The organism is Pseudomonas sp. Pseusp88 (genome assembly GCF_047303955.1).
Taxonomy (GTDB): domain Bacteria; phylum Pseudomonadota; class Gammaproteobacteria; order Pseudomonadales; family Pseudomonadaceae; genus Aquipseudomonas.
Genome location: NZ_JBGLYM010000012.1, coordinates 1 through 17,910 on the forward strand (window position 1 = coordinate 1; position 17,910 = coordinate 17,910).

12 protein-coding genes are annotated in these 17,910 nt (G+C 58.3%); 6 read left to right on the top strand and 6 right to left on the bottom strand.

Going from position 1 to position 17,910, the window contains the following annotated elements; translation table 11 throughout:
• Positions 1-120: 120 nt before the first annotated feature.
• The 6 genes from ACCD02_RS16570 to ACCD02_RS16595 form a co-directional block, all read right to left on the bottom strand.
• Positions 121-1,500 carry an OprD family porin gene (locus tag ACCD02_RS16570; RefSeq protein ID WP_413303821.1) on the bottom strand — a complete coding sequence of 460 codons (1,380 nt, stop codon included), beginning with the start codon at positions 1,498-1,500 and terminating at the stop codon, positions 121-123.
• A 116-nt stretch (positions 1,501-1,616) separates the two neighbouring features.
• Positions 1,617-3,215 (bottom strand): ABC transporter substrate-binding protein, encoded by a 1,599-nt coding sequence (locus tag ACCD02_RS16575; protein ID WP_413303824.1) that lies wholly within the window; start codon positions 3,213-3,215, stop codon positions 1,617-1,619.
• A gap of 305 nt (positions 3,216-3,520) precedes the next feature.
• On the bottom strand, positions 3,521-5,143 hold the full coding sequence (locus ACCD02_RS16580; RefSeq protein ID WP_413303827.1) for an ABC transporter substrate-binding protein: 1,623 nt from the start codon (positions 5,141-5,143) through the stop codon (positions 3,521-3,523).
• A gap of 332 nt (positions 5,144-5,475) precedes the next feature.
• On the bottom strand, positions 5,476-7,089 hold the full coding sequence (locus tag ACCD02_RS16585) for an ABC transporter substrate-binding protein (protein WP_413303830.1): 1,614 nt from the start codon (positions 7,087-7,089) through the stop codon (positions 5,476-5,478).
• 105 nt (positions 7,090-7,194) lie between these two features.
• Positions 7,195-9,405, bottom strand: a complete 2,211-nt coding sequence (locus ACCD02_RS16590; RefSeq protein WP_413303833.1) for an HET-C-related protein — start codon at positions 9,403-9,405, stop codon at positions 7,195-7,197.
• Between the two features lie 233 nt (positions 9,406-9,638).
• Entirely contained in the window at positions 9,639-10,355 is a 717-nt protein-coding gene (locus ACCD02_RS16595; protein ID WP_413303835.1) for an SIMPL domain-containing protein, read from the bottom strand.
• A gap of 205 nt (positions 10,356-10,560) precedes the next feature.
• Between ACCD02_RS16595 and ACCD02_RS16600 the strand changes: the two genes are divergently transcribed.
• The 6 genes from ACCD02_RS16600 (at position 10,561) to ACCD02_RS16625 (ending at position 17,906) form a co-directional block, all read left to right on the top strand.
• Positions 10,561-11,820, top strand: a complete 1,260-nt coding sequence (locus ACCD02_RS16600) for an ATP-binding protein (RefSeq protein ID WP_413303838.1) — start codon at positions 10,561-10,563, stop codon at positions 11,818-11,820.
• On the top strand, positions 11,817-12,377 hold the full coding sequence (locus ACCD02_RS16605; protein WP_413303841.1) for a response regulator transcription factor: 561 nt from the start codon (positions 11,817-11,819) through the stop codon (positions 12,375-12,377). Before ACCD02_RS16600 ends, ACCD02_RS16605 begins: the two co-directional genes overlap by 4 nt.
• A gap of 97 nt (positions 12,378-12,474) precedes the next feature.
• Positions 12,475-14,211 carry an ABC transporter ATP-binding protein/permease gene (locus tag ACCD02_RS16610; RefSeq protein WP_413303842.1) on the top strand — a complete coding sequence of 579 codons (1,737 nt, stop codon included), beginning with the start codon at positions 12,475-12,477 and terminating at the stop codon, positions 14,209-14,211.
• A 113-nt stretch (positions 14,212-14,324) separates the two neighbouring features.
• Positions 14,325-15,074, top strand: coding sequence for a FadR/GntR family transcriptional regulator (locus tag ACCD02_RS16615; protein WP_413303843.1), 750 nt, complete (start codon positions 14,325-14,327; stop codon positions 15,072-15,074).
• A gap of 346 nt (positions 15,075-15,420) precedes the next feature.
• Positions 15,421-16,332: a 5-dehydro-4-deoxyglucarate dehydratase gene (gene kdgD / locus ACCD02_RS16620; RefSeq protein ID WP_413303846.1), complete on the top strand. Its 912-nt coding sequence runs from the start codon at positions 15,421-15,423 to the stop codon at positions 16,330-16,332.
• A gap of 209 nt (positions 16,333-16,541) precedes the next feature.
• Complete coding sequence (locus tag ACCD02_RS16625) at positions 16,542-17,906, top strand: MFS transporter (protein ID WP_259106484.1); 1,365 nt, start codon at positions 16,542-16,544, stop codon at positions 17,904-17,906.
• Positions 17,907-17,910: the final 4 nt, after the last annotated feature.

The window sequence follows — 17,910 nt, forward strand, 5'->3', positions numbered from 1 at the left end:
TCGCTTAGTCAGTCATTTTCAAAAAAATACCCAGCCTTTAAAAACAGGACTTCTTTAGTGTGTCACGGGCTGCCGCGGTTAATCGGGGCACCCGGGTTTACCCCGGTCCACATCAAACAATTACAGAATATTGAAAGGAATCGTCGTCACGACCCGCAGTTCATTCAGGTTGCCATCGGCCTGGAACTCGCTGGCACGGTGGGTGGTGTAGGTGGCGCGGATGGTCGAGGCCTTGAGCGGGCCGCTTTGCATCGTGTACGAAGTACCGACCCCGTATTCGTAGTGATGTTCACCGTCCATGTTCTTCACGTCGTAGGCGGTGCCCTTGTAATGGGTACCGTCGATGCCCCAGCCGCGGGCCTTGTAGACGTTGAATTTGAGACCTGGCACGCCGTAGTCGGCCATGTTCAGCACGTAGCCGATCTGCAGCGACTTCTCGTTCGGGCCGTTGAAGTCCGAGAGCAGGGAGTTGGCCAGGAAGATCGCATTGGTTTCGTGGGCGTAGTCGAAGTACTCGTCGCCGATGACTTGCTGGTACGCCAGGGTCAGGCTGTGGGCCTGGTGGGTGCCAGTGAACGACAGGCTGTAGGTGTCGTTGTCGATCGGGCCGAGCTTGCGCTCCCCGGAATCCTTGGTCTTGTAGTAATTCAGGTTGGTGCTCAGGGCCATGGTATCGGTGTTGCCGATATCGTGGGTGAAGGCGAAGTAGTACTGCTTCCAGAAGTCTTCGACATTGGAGGCATAGAAGCTGGTGGTCAGGGCGGCGGATGGCTTGTAGTCCATGCCGAACATATCGATACGGTCAGCGAAAGCGCGGGTGCTGGCGTATTCGGAGCGGAACTTGCTCAGGCTCTGCTCGGTACGCGGCGAAACGCGGTCGAAGCTGCCGGCCTGGAACGACAGGTTGCTCAGCTCGTCGCTTTTGAGGCTGAAACCCTGGAAGCTCGACGGCAGCGCGCGGTTGCCGATATAGGCGATCACTGGTGTGTTGACCGACTGGCGCCCGGCGGTGAGGGTGGTGTTGGACACGCGGGCCTTGATATTGCCCAGGCCCAGCTTGCTCCACTGGCCGACGGCGTCGCCGTTGTTTTCGGTCAGGGTACGGTTGGAACCACCGGCCATGTCCTTGCGGTCACGGTCCAGGGCAACGGCGTTGTAGACCGCCAGCTCCGTGGCGAAACCTACGGTGCCTTGGGTGAAACCCGAGGTGTAGTTAAGAATGCTGCCTTCGACCCAGTTGATCCGGCGCGAAGTTGGCGTCGGGGTGTCACCGCCTTTCCTGTAGGAGAAGCTGGTGTCGCGACGGGCCAGTTCGTTGGCGTACCAGTTGCGGGTCGAACCTGTCAGGTGCGAATCTTCGATAAAGCCTTTGGCATCGGCCTGGGCGTTGTCCGTGCTGACGGTAGTCGGGACGAACGCTTGGCTGATTTCCTCGGCCTGGGCTGCGACGGCGAAGGCGCCGATGGACAGTGCCAGTATTGTTTTACTCACGGTTTTCACTATTTGAAGCTCCCTTACTGCTTTTATAAAACGCCAGTTTTAGTGGTCTGGCTTTGTTGAAGCAGGGCTTGTGGCCCTGCTTTGCACGGTTTGGATCAGTCGTTGTGTAACGCTGATCACTCGGCGAGGCTGACGCCGGAAAAGTTGTTGCGGCCGAACGGGCTGACATGGAAGCCCTGCACACTGGCCCGCAGCGGCTGGCTGACCGTCGAGTGGGCAATGGGTGTGTTCGGTACTTGCTGCTTGAGATGGTGCTGCGCCTGGCGATACAGCTCGCTGCGTTCGGTGCGGTCGCTGGTGGCGACGGCGGCATTGATCAGGGCGTCGTATTTTTCGTCGCACCACATGGACGCGTTGTTGCCGCCAATCGAGGCGCAGCTGTACAGAGTGCCCAGCCAGTTGTCGGGGTCTCCGTTGTCACCGGTCCAGCCGATCAGGGCAATATCGTGTTCGCCGTTCTTGGTGCGCTTGAGGTACTCGCCCCATTCGTAGCTGACGATGCGCGTCTTGATGCCGACCTTGGCCCAGTCGGACTGGAGCATTTCGGCCATCAGCTTGGCGTTGGGGTTGTAGGGGCGCTGCACGGGCATGGCCCACAGGGTCAGTTCCGTCCCTTCCCTGACACCCGCGTCGCGCAGCATCTGCCGGGCCTTGTCCGGGTTGTAGGGGGCGTCCTTGATGCTGTCGTCGTAGGACCACTGGGTCGGCGGCATGCCATTGGTGGCCAGTTGACCTGCGCCCTGATACACCGCATTGACGATGGCTTTTTTGTCCACTGCCATGTCCAGGGCCTGGCGTACCTGCAGGTTATTCAGTGGTGTCTTGCGCACGTTGTAGGCGATGTAGCCGAGGTTGAAACCGGCCTGCTCCATCACCTGCAGCTGCTTGTCGGCCTTGAGGGCGGGCAGGTCGGCAGGGCGTGGGTTGAGGGTGACCTGGCATTCGTTCTTGCGCAGTTTCTGGATACGCACCGAGGCGTCGGTATTGATGGAGAAGATCAACTGGTCGATCTTCACGCGCTCGGGAGCCCAGAAGTCCTTGTTGCCCTTATAGCGAATCTGCGCATCTTTCTGATAACGCTGGAAGACAAACGGACCGGTACCAATTGGTTGCATATTGATATCGCGGACATTGCCCGATGCCATCAATTGCTCGGCGTATTCGGCGGATAGAATAGAAGCGAAGTTCATCGCGATATTCTGGACAAACGCCGCATCTACTTTATTCAGGGTAAAGACCACGGTCAGCGGGTCGATCTTTTCGACGGACTTGATGTTCTGGTCCAGGCCCATACTGGTGAAGTAGGGAAATTCTGTCGGATAAGCGACACGAAATGGGTGTGTCTTATCAAGCATGCGATTAAAAGTAAACAGCACGTCGTCGGCATTAAAGTTGCGACTGGCGGTAAATGTCTTATTGCTGTGAAACTTCACACCCTCACGCAAGTGAAAGGTGTAGGTGAGGCCGTCCGGGGAGACCTCCCAGCGCGTGGCCAGGGCTGGAACCACGGCGGTACCGCCCGCTTCGAACTCGGTCAGGCGGTTATAGATGGGTTCGGCGGCGTCGTTGTCGGTGCCGGAGGTGTATTGGGCGATATCAAAGCCTGCCGGGCTGCCTTCGGCGCAGAACACCAGATTGCTGGCGGCCTGACCAATGGGAGTTTGAGCCAACAGGGTCAGCCCCATCAGCGATGAAATGGCGAGTTTGTTATGCATGGTTTTCCTGTTCCTTCGATAATGATCTTTCACGCGCAACATGCCGGTATACAGGCATGGAATGGCCTTCGGTCCGGAAGTATTCTCGATTGCACGGTTAGAACTGCCATGACAAGCGCAGTTGCCCTCGAAGGGATATCCGTCGGGCAGTACAGTAGATAGTCAGAGTATTGGTAAGTATGTAGGAAACTTCCGCGCGCTATGTAGGTGATTGCTTTTTGCAATCACTTTCTGGATGCAGAGTGGAATTTCCCTGACAAGACAAAAAGCAACTGCGCTGTATAAACAGCGCAGTTGCCGCAGTCTTACTTGACGCTTACACCGTAGAAGGAGTTCAAGCCGAACGGGCTGATCTTGAAGTCCTGTACTTTGACACTCATCGGTTGATAAACCGTGGAGTGGGCGATAGGCGTCATCGGCACGGCAGCCTTGAGCAGGTGCTGGGCCTGTTTGTACAGCTCGGTACGCTTGGCCTGGTCAGTGGTTTCCTTGGCCTGGTGGATCAGCGTGTCGAACGGCTTGTCACACCATTTGGCGAAGTTGTTACCGTTGACCGCGTCACAACCGAACAGGGTACCCAACCAGTTGTCCGGGTCACCGTTGTCGCCGCTCCAGCCAATCAGCATCGCGCCGTTTTCACCGTTCTTGGCGCGCTTGATGTATTCGCCCCACTCATAGGAAACGATCTTGGCGTTGATACCGATCTTCTTCCAGTCGTTCTGGAGCATCTCGGCCATCAGCTTGGCGTTAGGGTTGTATGGACGCTGAACCGGCATCGCCCAGAGGGTGATTTCGGTGCCTTCAGCCACGCCTGCCTTCTTCAGCAGCTCCTTGGCCTTGGCGACGTCATACGGCGCATCCTTGATGGTGGTGTCGTAGGACCACTGGGTTGGTGGCATGGCATTTACTGCCAGCTGGCCTGCGCCCTGATACACGGCATCAATGATGGCTTTCTTGTCGACGGCCATGTCCAGTGCCTGACGCACTTCGAGTTTGGCCAACGGGTTCGGTTTGTCTTCGCCCTTGATTTGCGGCATCACGTTGTAGGCGATGTAGCCCAGGTTGAAGCCGGCCTGGTCAGGCATCTTCAATTCTTTATCCGCCTTGAGCGGGGCCAGGTCGGCCGGGCGCGGATAGGCAGTGATCTGGCATTCGCCTTTCTTGAGCTTCTGCGCACGCACCGATGCGTCGGTGGTGATGGCGAAGATCAGGTTATCGATCTTGACGTCTTCAGGCTTCCAGTAGTCCTTGTTGCCGGTGTAACGGATGTTGGAATCTTTCTGGTAGCTCTTGAATACGAACGGGCCAGTGCCGATCGGCTTCTGGTTGATGTCTTCAGGCTTGCCTTGCTTGAGCAGTTGGGCGGCGTATTCAGCGGACTGAATGGACGCAAAGCTCATCGCCAGGTTCTGAATGAAGGCCGCATCGACGGTCGCCAGGGTGAATTTGACCGTGTGGTCGTCAACCTTGTCGATCTTGGTGATGTTGGTGTCCATCGCCATGTCGGTGAAGTACGGGAACTCGGTCGGATACGCCTTACGGAACGGATCGTCTTTGTTGATCATGCGATTGAACGTGAACAGCACGTCATCGGCATTGAAATTACGAGTCGGCTTGAAGTAAGGCGTGGTGTGGAACTTGACGCCTTCACGCAGATGGAACACGTAGGTCAGGCCGTCAGGGCTGACGTCCCAGCTGGTAGCCAGGCCCGGAATAACTGCGGTGCCGCCACGTTCGAACTGGCTAAGACGGTTGAAAATGGTTTCAGCCGCAGCGTCGAAGTCGGTGCCGGTGGTGTATTGGCCTGGGTCGAAACCGGCCGGGCTGCCTTCAGAGCAGAACACCAGGTTGGATGCCGCCTGGGCGAATGGTGCACCAGCGAGCAGACCTGCGCTGAGTACAAACGGGATGACCGCTTTTTTAAGCATGGTGGCCTCAGTTGTTGTGTTTTTTTGAATTAGAGGGAGGGCCTTGTGAGCCGATCCTGCCGATACTTATGCAGGGGGCATACCCAAAGCAAGATATTGACGTCAAGGAAGGCCCAAAGAGTGGCACGAGCGTACACGAATGTCGCAAAAGTATAATTTTCGGCGCATTTAAACGTTTGCGCGTCGGAATCAGGAATGTTTCTCGCACTGTTGTGGCGCGAGAAAATGTGGGAAATGCACCCGCGCAGAGCGCGGGTGTTACTTAATCTGATAGGAACTGTCGTCGTTTCAGCGCGGCCCGCGCTGCGAAAACACAGTCCCTATGGCTCAGATTATTTACCCAGGCTGACCCCATAAAAAGGCGTCAGGCCGAAGGGACTGATCTTGAAGTCCTGGACTTCCTTGCGCATCGGCTGGAAGACCCTGGAGTTGGCGATCGGGGTGATCGGCACCTGATCCTTGAGGATGTGCTGGGCCTGTTGATAAAGCTTGATGCGCTCGTCGCGATTGGACGTCAGGCGGGCCTGTTGCACCAGCTTGTCGTAAGCCGGGTCGCACCATTTGGCGTAATTGCTGCCCTTGACCGCTGCGCAGCTGTAGAGCACACCGAGCCAGTTGTCCGGGTCACCGTTGTCACCGGTCCAGCCGTAGATCATCACGTCATGCTCGCCGGCCTTGGCGCGCTTGATGTACTCGCCCCATTCATAACTGACGATATTGGCCTTGATGCCGACCTTGGCCCAGTCCGACTGGATCATCTGCGCCGACATCCGTGCATTGGGATTGGACGCGCGCTGCACTGTCATGGCCCACAGATTGATCTGCGTGCCCGGCGTTACACCGGCTTCCTTGAGCAGGGCCCTGGCCTTGTCGGGGTTGTAGGGCGCGTCCTTGATGCTCGGGTCATAGCTCCACTGACCCGGCGGCAGGGCGTTTTCGGCCAGTTGCCCGGCACTCTGGTACACCGCCTTGATGATGGCGGGCTTGTCGATCGCCATATCCAGGGCCTGACGTACCTTGAGTTGGTCCAGTGGCGCGTGTGTCACGTTATAAGCCAGGAAGCCCAGGTTAAAGCCAGCCTGGCTGAGCACTTTAAGGTTCGGATCTTTTTCTGCCAGTTCTATGTCCTGCGGCCGTGGATAGCCACTGACCTGGCATTCGCCGGTCTTGAGTTTCTGCAGACGCACTGCGGCATCGGTGTTGATGGAGAAGATCAGGTTGTCGAGTTTGACGTCCTCCGGCTTCCAGTAGTCCTTGTTGGCGCTGTAGCGGATCTGCGAATCCTTCTGATAGCGCTTGAACACGAACGGCCCGGTGCCGATCGGTTTCTGATTGATGTCTTCGGCCTTGCCCTGTTTGAGCAACTGGTCGGTGTATTCGGCGGACTGGATCGAGGCGAAGCTCATGGCCAGGTTCTGGATAAAGGCCGCATCGATATTGTTCAGGTTAAAGCGCACGGTCTGGTCGTCGATTTTTTCGACGCTCTTGATCGTGCTGTTCATGTCCATGTCGTTGAAGTACGGCGACTCGGACGGGTAGGCCTTGCGGAACGGCTGGTTGGGGTCGAGCAGGCGGTTGAAGGTGAACAGCACGTCGTCGGCGTTGAAATCCCGGCTCGGAGTGAAGTAGTCAGTGGTATGGAATTTAACGCCCTGGCGCAGATGGAAGGTGTAGCTCAGGCCATCACTGGCGACTTCCCAGCGGGTTGCCAGGCCCGGCTCGACTTCAGTGCCGCCACGCTTGAACTGGGTCAGGCGGTTGAACACGGTTTCTGCCGAGGCATCGAAGTCGGTACCGCTGGTGTACTGGCTCGGATCAAAGCCGGCCGGGCTGGCTTCCGAGCAGTACACCAGGGTTCCGGCAGCCTGGGCCAAGGGGGCGCAGGCCAGCATTGCGGCCAGTAGCAATGGTTTGAACGGCACTGTTGTCGTGGAGCGTGTGTGCATGTTGACCTCAAGCGTGCGGCATGGAAATCGTCGGCGGGCGACGAACGGGCAGACTTTCGAGCATGCCGCAGCTGAGACTTTTCACACAAGAATCAAATCGTTATATCAACTGATCTGAATGACATGCTTACCAAAGTCTTCGGTGTTGAATTTGCCGTCCTTATTGGCGGCAGGGTCTTTCTCGAAGACGCCCCCTATGCCTAAAAGCTCCTGAAGGGTGCTGAAGATGTATTGCCAGGAGGTCATGCCTTCTTTCCCGAGTCTGGTGAATTCAGCCGTTATCGAGTCACGCAGTTGCTGATGCACTTTGTCCAGCTCGCTCTTCAAGCCGCCTCGTCTGATGGCGTCGGGATGAGTGGCAGCCCAGTGCTCGATCGTCTCGTCCTGCCACTGGCTGTCGTTTGGGTGGGTAAAGTACGCGCTGGCAACTGCGACGGGATCATCCACGGGTACTCCATTCCAGTGATCAACCACGGCCTTCACCACGTTGATGACGGCCATGCCCGCCAGATTCGCTGCCAACTCATGGAATGGATGTTCGGCATGGTCCTTGGCCAGCTGCGAGTGAGACGGGTCGGTCGAACCGTTGCTGTTGGGGTCGCCAAACTGTGACTGAACATCGTCGATGCTGTTGCCCACCATCTTGAATACGGCCTGGAAAACCGTGCCGTAGACATTTTTAATCTGTTGCAACGGCAGTGCAGTGAATTTCCAGTAGAGCTGCAGGTATTTACCCACCGAGGTCTGGCTCATCAGATCGCGAAACTCCAGGTACGCCGTATAGGCATAAAGCCATTCAGGGTTCTGATGCTCGTCCAGAAGAATCAGCGTCATCTTTTCGTTATCGGAGAGCTCGCCGGGGACTCTCAGGCTGAAGTCCGGAGTTTCCACCGGTGCAATCAGCTTCGCCACCGGATAAGCAAGACTGCCAATTACGTCGGCACCGCTGAAGGTACCGGTCACCAACGGAAATTGGTGTTTGCAGTCAGCCTTGGAAGTCCAGGGCAGGACCTTGTGACCCAACTTGATCAGGCTCAGCTCGACGAAGTTGGAGTGGGCGAACAAGTCTTCCAGCACATGCAGGGCGGCCCCGAGTCGTTGCAGGCCCTCAGGTGTACGGCCCAGACGCATGGCATGGACCAGTTCCTGGCGCATGACTTTCAGGGGGTTGTGCAGATAGCGTTTCATCGAGCTCTGGTAAACCACCTCCAACAGCGGATCATCGGGAAGCACCCAGGGCTCGAAATCCGCATCGCGGGTCTTGGGATCCTGCGGTTTGGGGTTGACGACCCCCGGGTTGTCGACATGCTCGCTGGGGCGATATACCCCCAGCTTTTCCTCGGTCACGGTGAAGTCGGCGGAGTTGTTTTTGCGCAGGGCGTTGAATTTGCGCGCTGCCAGTACGTCGACGATCCGGGTCAGGGCCGAGCGTGACAGCACGTCCGGGAAGTCCTTGGGCATATTGGCGCCGCGTACGATTTTCGGGTCGAGCAGCTGTGAGTAGTCACGCAGCCAGTTGCCGAAATAGACGGTTTGGCGTTCGTCTTCGGTAAAGCCCAGCTCTGCCAGGCCAGCCTCAATGACTTCGTGGCTGAAGTGGCCTTGCTGTTGATCATCACTGCTGCCAGCCTCAAAGCCTTCCCGGTGATTTGCGCTCTCGCTGACATTCATGCCGCTGCCGTCTTGAAAACGGGCAATGGCCTGCATGGCCTCACTGCAGTCGACGACTATTTCGGCCTCATCGGCATCGGCCAGGGTGTAGCGGGCGATGCAGACAGCGCCGTTGTGGGGGGCCGCGCAGCGAGCCATGGCTCGGGCGTAGCGCATGCCTTCCTCGCCCTGGGCATCGCCGGTACGAACGATGTCATCGGCCAGGTCCTGACGCAGCACGTTATCCACATGATGGCCAAACTCATGCAGCAGCACCGCCAGCAGCTCCCAGGCGCGTTCTGGTGCTTGCAGCAACTGATCAAAAGCCCCGGAGTGGATACTGATGGTGCGACTGCGGTTGTCGTAGTCGGCCGGATCGCTGGCCTCGTGGCTGATCCGGTGCAGGGGCGGCTCAATGGTGCCCTCACACAGGGACTGCTGAAGCTTTATATAAACGCGCGGTGGCAGGTCGAAGCCGAAGACCGGCGCCATCAGCATGACGAACTGCGGCGCAGTGCTGCGTCTTGCCAATTCGGTCAACTGCTCAAGGGCGAAGCTGCTGTGCAGTCGCGCAGAGGGCATGGCCATGCGCAGCATCTCGGGCTTGGCCGGATGCAGCAATGCGCGGGTATAGCAGGTGGTATCGTGTCTGTGATCGGGATTCATCCGTGATTCCTCTAGGGTTCGGGCGCAACGATGCCCTGCCTCGCAGATGGCAGGCTGTGGTCACGCAAAAAGTGTCTTGGGGTGTTGCGAGGCCCGAGTTTACGGTTGTCGCACAATATGCAAATCAGTCAGGAGAGGGGGGCGGTGTAGGGAGACGGATATATCGCGCAGCGAAGTGTCGGCAGGGATTCGTGGAAATCGACGGCAGTCTGGCTGCCGCCGATTTTGTCGGGTTATTGCGGCATCTGCACTTCGATCATGCCATCGGCGATGACATTGACCTGGCTGGTACCGGCCTCGACCTCCGGTACCGGGGCGGAATCCAGCATTGCCGCTTTCCTCATCATGACCGGAGCGCGCATATAGGGTTGTGGGTTACCCGAGGTATTGAGGTTCAGGTTGATCACTTTGTAGCCATTGCCGCCCATGGCGTCGGTGACCAGTTGCGCACGCTTCTTGAAGTTGAGCACGGCCTCCTTGAGCAGGGTGTCTTCGTTGGCCAGGCGTGCTGGTTTGGAGATCGAGAATTCCATGCCGGCAATCTTCAGGTCGGTGAGCAATTCGCCGGTGAGCTTGGACAGTGCAGCAAAGTCAGCGCTTTCCAGGCGCAGTTCGGCATGTTCGCTCCAGCCGATGATTTTCTGGCTCTTGTCGTCGTAGATCGGTGTGCTGTTGCGGCTGCCCTGGCGCGTGGTGACGTCTTTGACCTCACGGGCCTGGGTCACGGCCTTGTTCAGGGTCTCGGTGATTTGTGCGGCCAGTTTGGCCGGGTCCTTGTTCTGGGCCTCGCTGTACAGGGTGACCTGCATCAGGTCGCGGGGCACTTCCTGGCTGGCCTCGGCACGCACGGATACCTGGTTATAGCGTGGCTCGTCCGCCAGGGCTGCAAGGCTGGCCAGGGGCAGGGTAGACAGGGCGAACAGGGCGGCTGCGGGGCGTAGGCTGAACATGAAAACTCCTTGTTGATGAACTGCCCGGACGAAGGCTGTACAGGCACAAAACCATCAGACTGTAGATGGCCAACCTTGTTCCGGCCAAGCAATTCAGGGACTTGATTTAACACCCTGCTGCGGTGCTTTGACGCAGTTTCACTGTATTTGATGACGCATTGGGTATACTCGCGCGATTCGCCTGGAGCACTCATCAGGAGAGCTCATGCTCGCCCCCGTTCAATTGCTTTCAGCCACGCGCCAGAACCTTTGGCGCCTGACATTCATACGTACCCTGGTTTTAGGTGCCCAAGCGGGCTCGGTGGGTTTTGCCTGGCTGTTCGACCTGCTGCCGTTGCCCTGGCTGCAACTGGCAATCACCCTCGGCTGCTCCATGGTCCTGTGTGCCCTGACCGCCGTGCGCCTGGGCGCGTCATGGCCGGTGACCGAGCTGGAATACGCCGTACAGCTGGCCTGCGACCTGTATATCCACAGCGCGCTGCTGTATTTTTCCGGCGGTTCGACCAACCCCTTCGTCTCCTATTACCTGGTACCCCTGACCATCGCTGCCGTCACGCTGCCCTGGCGTTACTCGTTGATCCTGTCCGGTATCGCTCTGGCCCTCTATACCTTGCTGCTCGCGCAGTTCTATCCGTTGGTGACCTATCCCATCGCCCGGGAAAAGATGCAGATCTACGGCATGTGGCTGAGTTTTGCCCTGGCAGCGGCGGTAATTACCTTCTTCGCCGCGAAAATGGCCGAAGAACTGCGGCGTCAGGAACAGTTGCGTGCCGAGCGCCGCGAAGAAGGCTTGCGTGATCAACAACTGCTGGCCGTGGCGACCCAGGCCGCCGGGGCTGCCCATGAACTGGGCACGCCACTGGCGACCATGAGCGTGTTGCTCAAGGAGATGCGCCAGGACCACAAGGACCCGGCCTTGCAGGATGACCTCGAAGTGCTGCAGGAGCAGGTCAAACAGTGCAAGACCACCTTGCAGCATCTGGTCCGCGCCGCCGAAGCCAACCGCCGCCTGGACGTGAAGCTGCAGCCGGTCACCGAGTGGCTGGACGAGTCGCTCAACCGCTGGCATCTGATGCGGCCCGAGGCCAGTTATCGCTTCCAGTTACTGGGCCAGGGCAGCGTGCCGCTACTGGCGCCACCGCCGGACCTGACCCAAGCCTTGCTCAATCTGCTGAACAACGCCGCCGATGCCTGCCCCGAAGACCTGGAAGTCATGCTGAACTGGGATAGCGAGGAAATCTGCGTCAGTATTCGTGATCATGGCCCCGGCGTGCCCCCAGCGATTGCCGAACAGATTGGCAAGCCGTTCTATACCACCAAGGGCAAAGGCTTCGGTCTGGGCCTGTTTTTGAGCAAGGCCAGCGTGACCCGCGCCGGTGGCTCGGTAAAACTCTACAGTCATGAAGAAGGCGGCACGCTCACAGAGCTGCGTCTGCCCCATGGCACCCGAGGAGACGAAATATGAGTGACGAGATCCAGGTTGAAGGCGAAGAACTGCCCCATTTGCTGCTGGTAGATGACGACGCGACGTTCACCCGCGTGATGGCGCGAGCCATGAGCCGTCGCGGTTTCCGGGTCAGCACCGCAGGTTCCGCCGAAGAAGGACTGGCCCTGGCCCAGCAGGATCTGCCCGAGTACGCCGCGCTCGATCTGAAGATGGAGGGCGACTCTGGCCTGGTGTTGTTGCCCAAGCTGTTGGAACTGGATCCGGAAATGCGCGTCGTAATCCTGACCGGTTATTCGAGCATTGCCACGGCGGTTGAAGCGATCAAGCGTGGCGCGGCCAACTACCTGTGCAAACCGGCCGACGCCGACGACGTGCTGGCGGCGCTGCTGTCCGAGCACGCCGATCTGGATACCCTGGTGCCGGAAAACCCGATGTCGGTGGACCGCCTGCAATGGGAGCACATTCAGCGTGTGTTGACCGAGCACGAAGGCAATATTTCCGCCACGGCCCGCGCGTTGGGCATGCACCGGCGTACCCTGCAGCGCAAGTTGCAGAAGCGTCCGGTGCGTCGTTGACCGGGCCGGTAAACGAAAAGCTTCATGGATGAGCCTGTGTAGGGCGCCCGGTCTGTCTGGTCGGGCGTTGTTGTTCAATTGATGCCGAGCCTTGCCCATGAATCCCAATGCCGAACACTCCGCGGTCAATGACACCGTGCGAGGCAACTTTTTTCCCCGGGTCTGGAAGCTGGTCACGCCGTACTGGCGCAGCGAAGAAAAGACCATCGCCTGGGTCCTGTTGATTGCCGTAATCGCGCTGTCGCTGTTCAGCGTGGCGATTTCGGTATTGGTCAACAGCTGGTACCGCGACTTCTACAACGCCCTGGAAAAGAAAGACCTGGCGGCGTTCACCCACTTGATCCTGTACTTCTGCGGCATTGCCGCCATCGCCATTCTTGGCGCGGTGTATCGCCTCTACCTGACGCAAATGCTCACCATCCGCTGGCGCCGCTGGCTCACCGAGCAGCATTTCGCCAAGTGGCTGAGCCACAAGAACTACTATCAGCTGGAAAAGAATGGCTCGACCGACAACCCGGACCAGCGTCTGTCCCAGGATCTCGATCAGTTCACCACCAGTACTCTGAGCCTGGCCCTTGGGCTGATTCGCACCGTGGTCAGCCTGGTGTCGTTCTCCATCATCCTGTGGGGCGTGTCCGGCAGTATCGAGCTGTTTGGTATCACCATCCCCGGTTACATGTTCTGGGCCGCATTGCTGTATGCGGCGGTCGGCAGTTGGCTGACGCACCTGATCGGCCGTCGTCTGATTTTGCTCAGCAACCAACAGGAACGTTACGAAGCGGACCTGCGCTTCGGTCTGGTACGGGTGCGGGAAAACGCCGAGAGCATTGCCCTGTCCGACGGTGAGCCCAATGAAAACCAGCGTCTGACTGCGCGGTTCGGCATGGTCTGGAATAACTTCTGGACCATCATGAAGGTGCAGAAGCGCCTGACGTTCTTCACCGCCGGTTACTCACAGATCGCCATTATCTTTGCTTTCGTCGTCGCTGCGCCGCGCTACTTTGCCGGCAAGATCGAGTTGGGTGGCCTCATGCAGATCAACTCTGCGTTCGGCAACGTGCAGGAGAACTTCAGCTGGTTCATCGACGCCTATACCACCCTGGCCTCGTGGCGGGCGACCTGTGATCGTCTGCTGAGCTTCCGTCAGGGCATGGACGAAAACGAGCAGCACGTTTCGGCGATCAAGATCGCCCACGAAGGCAACGCCCTGCGTGTCGAGGACCTCGACCTCGCGCTGGCCGGTGGCCGCCAGTTGCTGGATCACTCCAGCATGAGCATCGCCGCGGGTGACCGGGTCATGCTCAGTGGCCGTTCCGGCAGCGGTAAAAGTACGTTGCTGCGGGCCTTGGGCGGGTTGTGGAACGACGGCAAGGGCCAGATCCGGCTTCCGGCCGAACGCTACCTGTTCCTGCCGCAGCGGCCTTACCTGCCCATTGGCACCCTGCGTGAAGTGTTGAGTTATCCGCAGGCGCCCGAGGTCTATCCGGCCGAACGCTTTGCGCAGTTACTGGAAACCTGTCGTCTTGGGCATCTGATCCCGCGTCTGGACGAGGGCAATCACTGGCAACGCCTGCTGTCGCCGGGCGAGCAACAGCGCGTGGCTTTTGCCCGGGCGCTGCTGTACGCACCGAGCTGGCTGTACCTGGACGAAGCGACGTCGGCCATGGATGAAGAAGACGAAGCGGTGCTGTATCAGGCCCTGATCGATGAGCTGCCGGGCGTGACCTTGCTCAGCATCGGTCATCGCAGCAGTCTGAAACGCTTCCACTCGCGTCATTTGCGCATCGAAGGTGGTCAGTTGCACGAGCAGTCTCACGTGCAGGCACTGGTTTGAATCTGCGGCCTCTGTGAGTAATCGTAGGGGTCGCAGGTCGTTTTAGTGCATGTGATCAGATACCCGCTGAGCTATCATTCATCTTTTTCACTGCCACGAGATTGACGTTGGATATGGAAAATCAAAGCGCTCTTCCTCGCGCCCGTAGAAAGCACCGCAGCCTTGCGCAGGAGCTGGTGACAGAACTGTCCGAGCGTATCCGCAGCGGGCAGCTCAAGCGCGGCGACAAATTGCCTACCGAGTCGGCAATCATGGAGGAGCAGGGCGTCAGCCGTACGGTGGTGCGCGAAGCGATTTCTCGCTTGCAGGCCTCGGGGCTGGTGGAGACCCGCCACGGTATCGGTACTTTTGTGCTCGATACACCGAGCCCGAGCGGCTTCCGTATCGACCCGGCGACCATCGTCACCCTGCGCGATGTGCTGGCGATTCTCGAATTGCGCATCAGCCTGGAAGTGGAGTCGGCGGGCCTTGCGGCGCAACGGCGTACCGACGAGCAACTGCTGGCCATGCGCAAGGCGCTGGATGCGCTGAACGAAAGCGCGTCCCACGCCAGTGATGCGGTGTCGTCTGACTTCCAGTTCCACCTGCAGATCGCCCTGTCCACGGGCAATCGCTATTTCACTGACATCATGACCCACCTGGGCACCAGTATCATTCCGCGCACCCGCGTGAACTCGGCGCGCCTGGCCCATGATGACCATCAGCGCTATATGAACCGCCTGAGCCGTGAGCACGAAGAGATCTACGACGCCATCGCGCGCCAGGACTCCGACGCCGCCCGTGCGGCCATGCGCCTGCATCTGACCAACAGCCGCGAACGCCTGCGTCATGCCCATGAAGAGGCGGAGTCGCAGCAGGCTTGACGTTATATAAGTCGCGGTTTTTCGTAATGCCTCTGTTTTCGTACAAGTGAATTCTGTGGGAGCGAATTCATTCGCGAAGGGGGATTGTCAGGTGACATTGATGTTGGATGTGCCGACGCCTTCGCGGATGAATCCGCTCCCACCGACACAGTTTTACGCCGCCGATCTGCTTTTTTCTGTTCTAACCCCTGATCTTTCAAGGGCTTACCCGCCCGCGCCCGTCCTCTTTTGAAAAAACCTGCAAATCCCTGTTGAGGGTTTTTATTTCTAGTTGTACGATGACTTACGACATCAGCGCAGGCCGATGATCCATTCACTTTTTTGCTTCCTCCAGGGTGTTCGAATAATGAATCCACAAGAACTGAAGTCCATCCTCTCTGCTGGTTTGCTGTCCTTTCCAGTTACCGATTTCAATGCTCAGGGCGATTTCAATCGCGCTGGCTACATCAAGCGTCTCGAGTGGCTGGCCCCGTACGGCGCCAGCGCTCTGTTCGCAGCAGGCGGCACCGGTGAGTTCTTCTCCCTGGCCGCCAGCGAATACTCCGAAGTGATCAAGACTGCGGTCGACACCTGCGCGACCAGCGTGCCGATTCTCGCCGGTGTTGGCGGCGCAACCCGCCAGGCCATTGAATACGCACAGGAAGCCGAGCGCCTGGGCGCCAAAGGTCTGTTGCTGCTGCCGCACTACCTGACAGAAGCCAGCCAGGACGGCGTAGCCGCTCACGTTGAAGCGGTGTGCAAATCGGTCAAGATCGGCGTCATCGTCTACAACCGTAACGTCTGCCGCCTGACCGCTCCGCTGCTGGAAAAACTGGCTGAGCGCTGCCCGAACCTGATCGGCTACAAAGACGGCCTGGGTGATATCGAGCTGATGGTTTCGATCCGCCGTCGTCTGGGCGATCGTTTCTCGTACCTGGGTGGCCTGCCGACCGCTGAAGTCTACGCCGCTGCCTACAAGGCCCTGGGCGTTCCGGTCTATTCGTCTGCCGTATTCAACTTCGTACCGAAGCTGGCCATGGACTTCTACCACGCCATCGCCAAGGACGATCACGTTGCCGTTGGCAAAATGATCGACGACTTCTTCCTGCCCTACCTGGACATCCGTAACCGCAAATCCGGCTACGCCGTCAGCATCGTCAAGGCAGGCGCGAAAATCGCCGGTTACGACGCAGGCCCGGTGCGTACTCCGCTGACCGACCTGACCGCAGAAGAGTACGAGATGCTCGCCGCACTGATGGACAAGCAAGGCGCCCAATAAGGCGGTTGCAGGATGCAAGACCGCTGAGTGATCAGCGGTTTTTTGCCGTCCACGTATCACCCGGCGATAAGGTGCAGACCTTATCGCCAACAGCTGTCCGCGCTGAAGGTAGGGCGTTGTCATCAGACAACCTCTAAGGGGCCAGCAGCGTTAGCAACACCTACATTGTTCTACCCGCGCAAAAAAATAATTAGTGGGAGTCACCGTATATGCAAAATTCCAAGCCGACCCACGTCCGCTATTTGATCCTGCTCATGTTGTTCTTAGTGACCACGATCAACTACGCAGACCGTGCCACCATCGCTATCGCCGGTTCCAGCCTGCAAAAAAGTCTGGGCATCGACGCTGTCACTCTCGGTTATATCTTCTCTGCATTTGGTTGGGCCTACGTGGCCGGCCAGATTCCTGGCGGCTGGCTGCTCGACCGTTTCGGTTCGAAGAAAGTCTATGCCCTGAGCATTTTTACCTGGTCGCTGTTCACCGTGCTGCAAGGCTATGTCGGTGAATTCGGTCTCTCCACCGCCATCGTTGCGCTGTTCATGCTGCGCTTCCTGGTCGGATTGGCTGAAGCGCCTTCCTTCCCTGGCAACGCCCGTATCGTAGCGGCCTGGTTCCCGACAGCCGAACGCGGCACTGCATCGGCAATCTTCAACTCCGCGCAATACTTCGCCACGGTGCTGTTCGCGCCGATCATGGGCTGGATCGTCTACACCTTCGGCTGGCAGCATGTGTTCGTCGTCATGGGTGGCGTCGGTATTGTCTTCTCGCTGATCTGGCTGAAAGTCATCCATAGCCCGCGCAACCATCCGAAGATCAATGCTGCAGAGCTTGAGCACATCGCCAGCAATGGCGGTATGGTCGACATGGACCAGGACAAGGGCAAAAGCGCTGCCGGTGGTCCGAAATGGGACTACGTGCGTCAGTTGCTGACCAACCGCATGATGCTCGGCATCTACCTGAGCCAGTACTGCATCAACGGCATCACTTACTTCTTCCTGACCTGGTTCCCGGTGTACCTGGTACAGGAACGCGGCATGACCATCCTCAAGGCGGGTTTCATTGCTTCGTTGCCAGCCATCTGCGGCTTTATCGGTGGGGTGCTGGGCGGGGTCATTTCCGATTACCTGCTGCGTCGCGGCCACTCGCTGACCTTCTCACGCAAGGCACCGATCATTGGCGGCCTGTTGCTATCCACTTCCATCGTGACCTGTAACTACGTCGACGTTGAGTGGGTGGTCGTCGGCTTCATGGCCCTGGCGTTCTTCGGCAAGGGTGTCGGTGCACTGGGCTGGGCAGTAATGTCCGACGCTTCACCGAAACAGATTGCCGGTTTGAGCGGTGGCCTGTTCAACATGTTCGGTAATATCGCGTCGATTACTACGCCTATCGTCATCGGCTACATCATCAGCAATACCGGCTCGTTCAAATGGGCCCTGGTATTCGTCGGCGCCAATGCGCTGGTCGCGGTGATCAGCTATGTGTTCATCGTGGGTGAGATCAAACGTGTCGAATTGAAAGAGCCGCCAAGCAAGGGGCCTTCGCTGAACAGCGACCTTTCTCAAGCAAAATCCTGAGGAA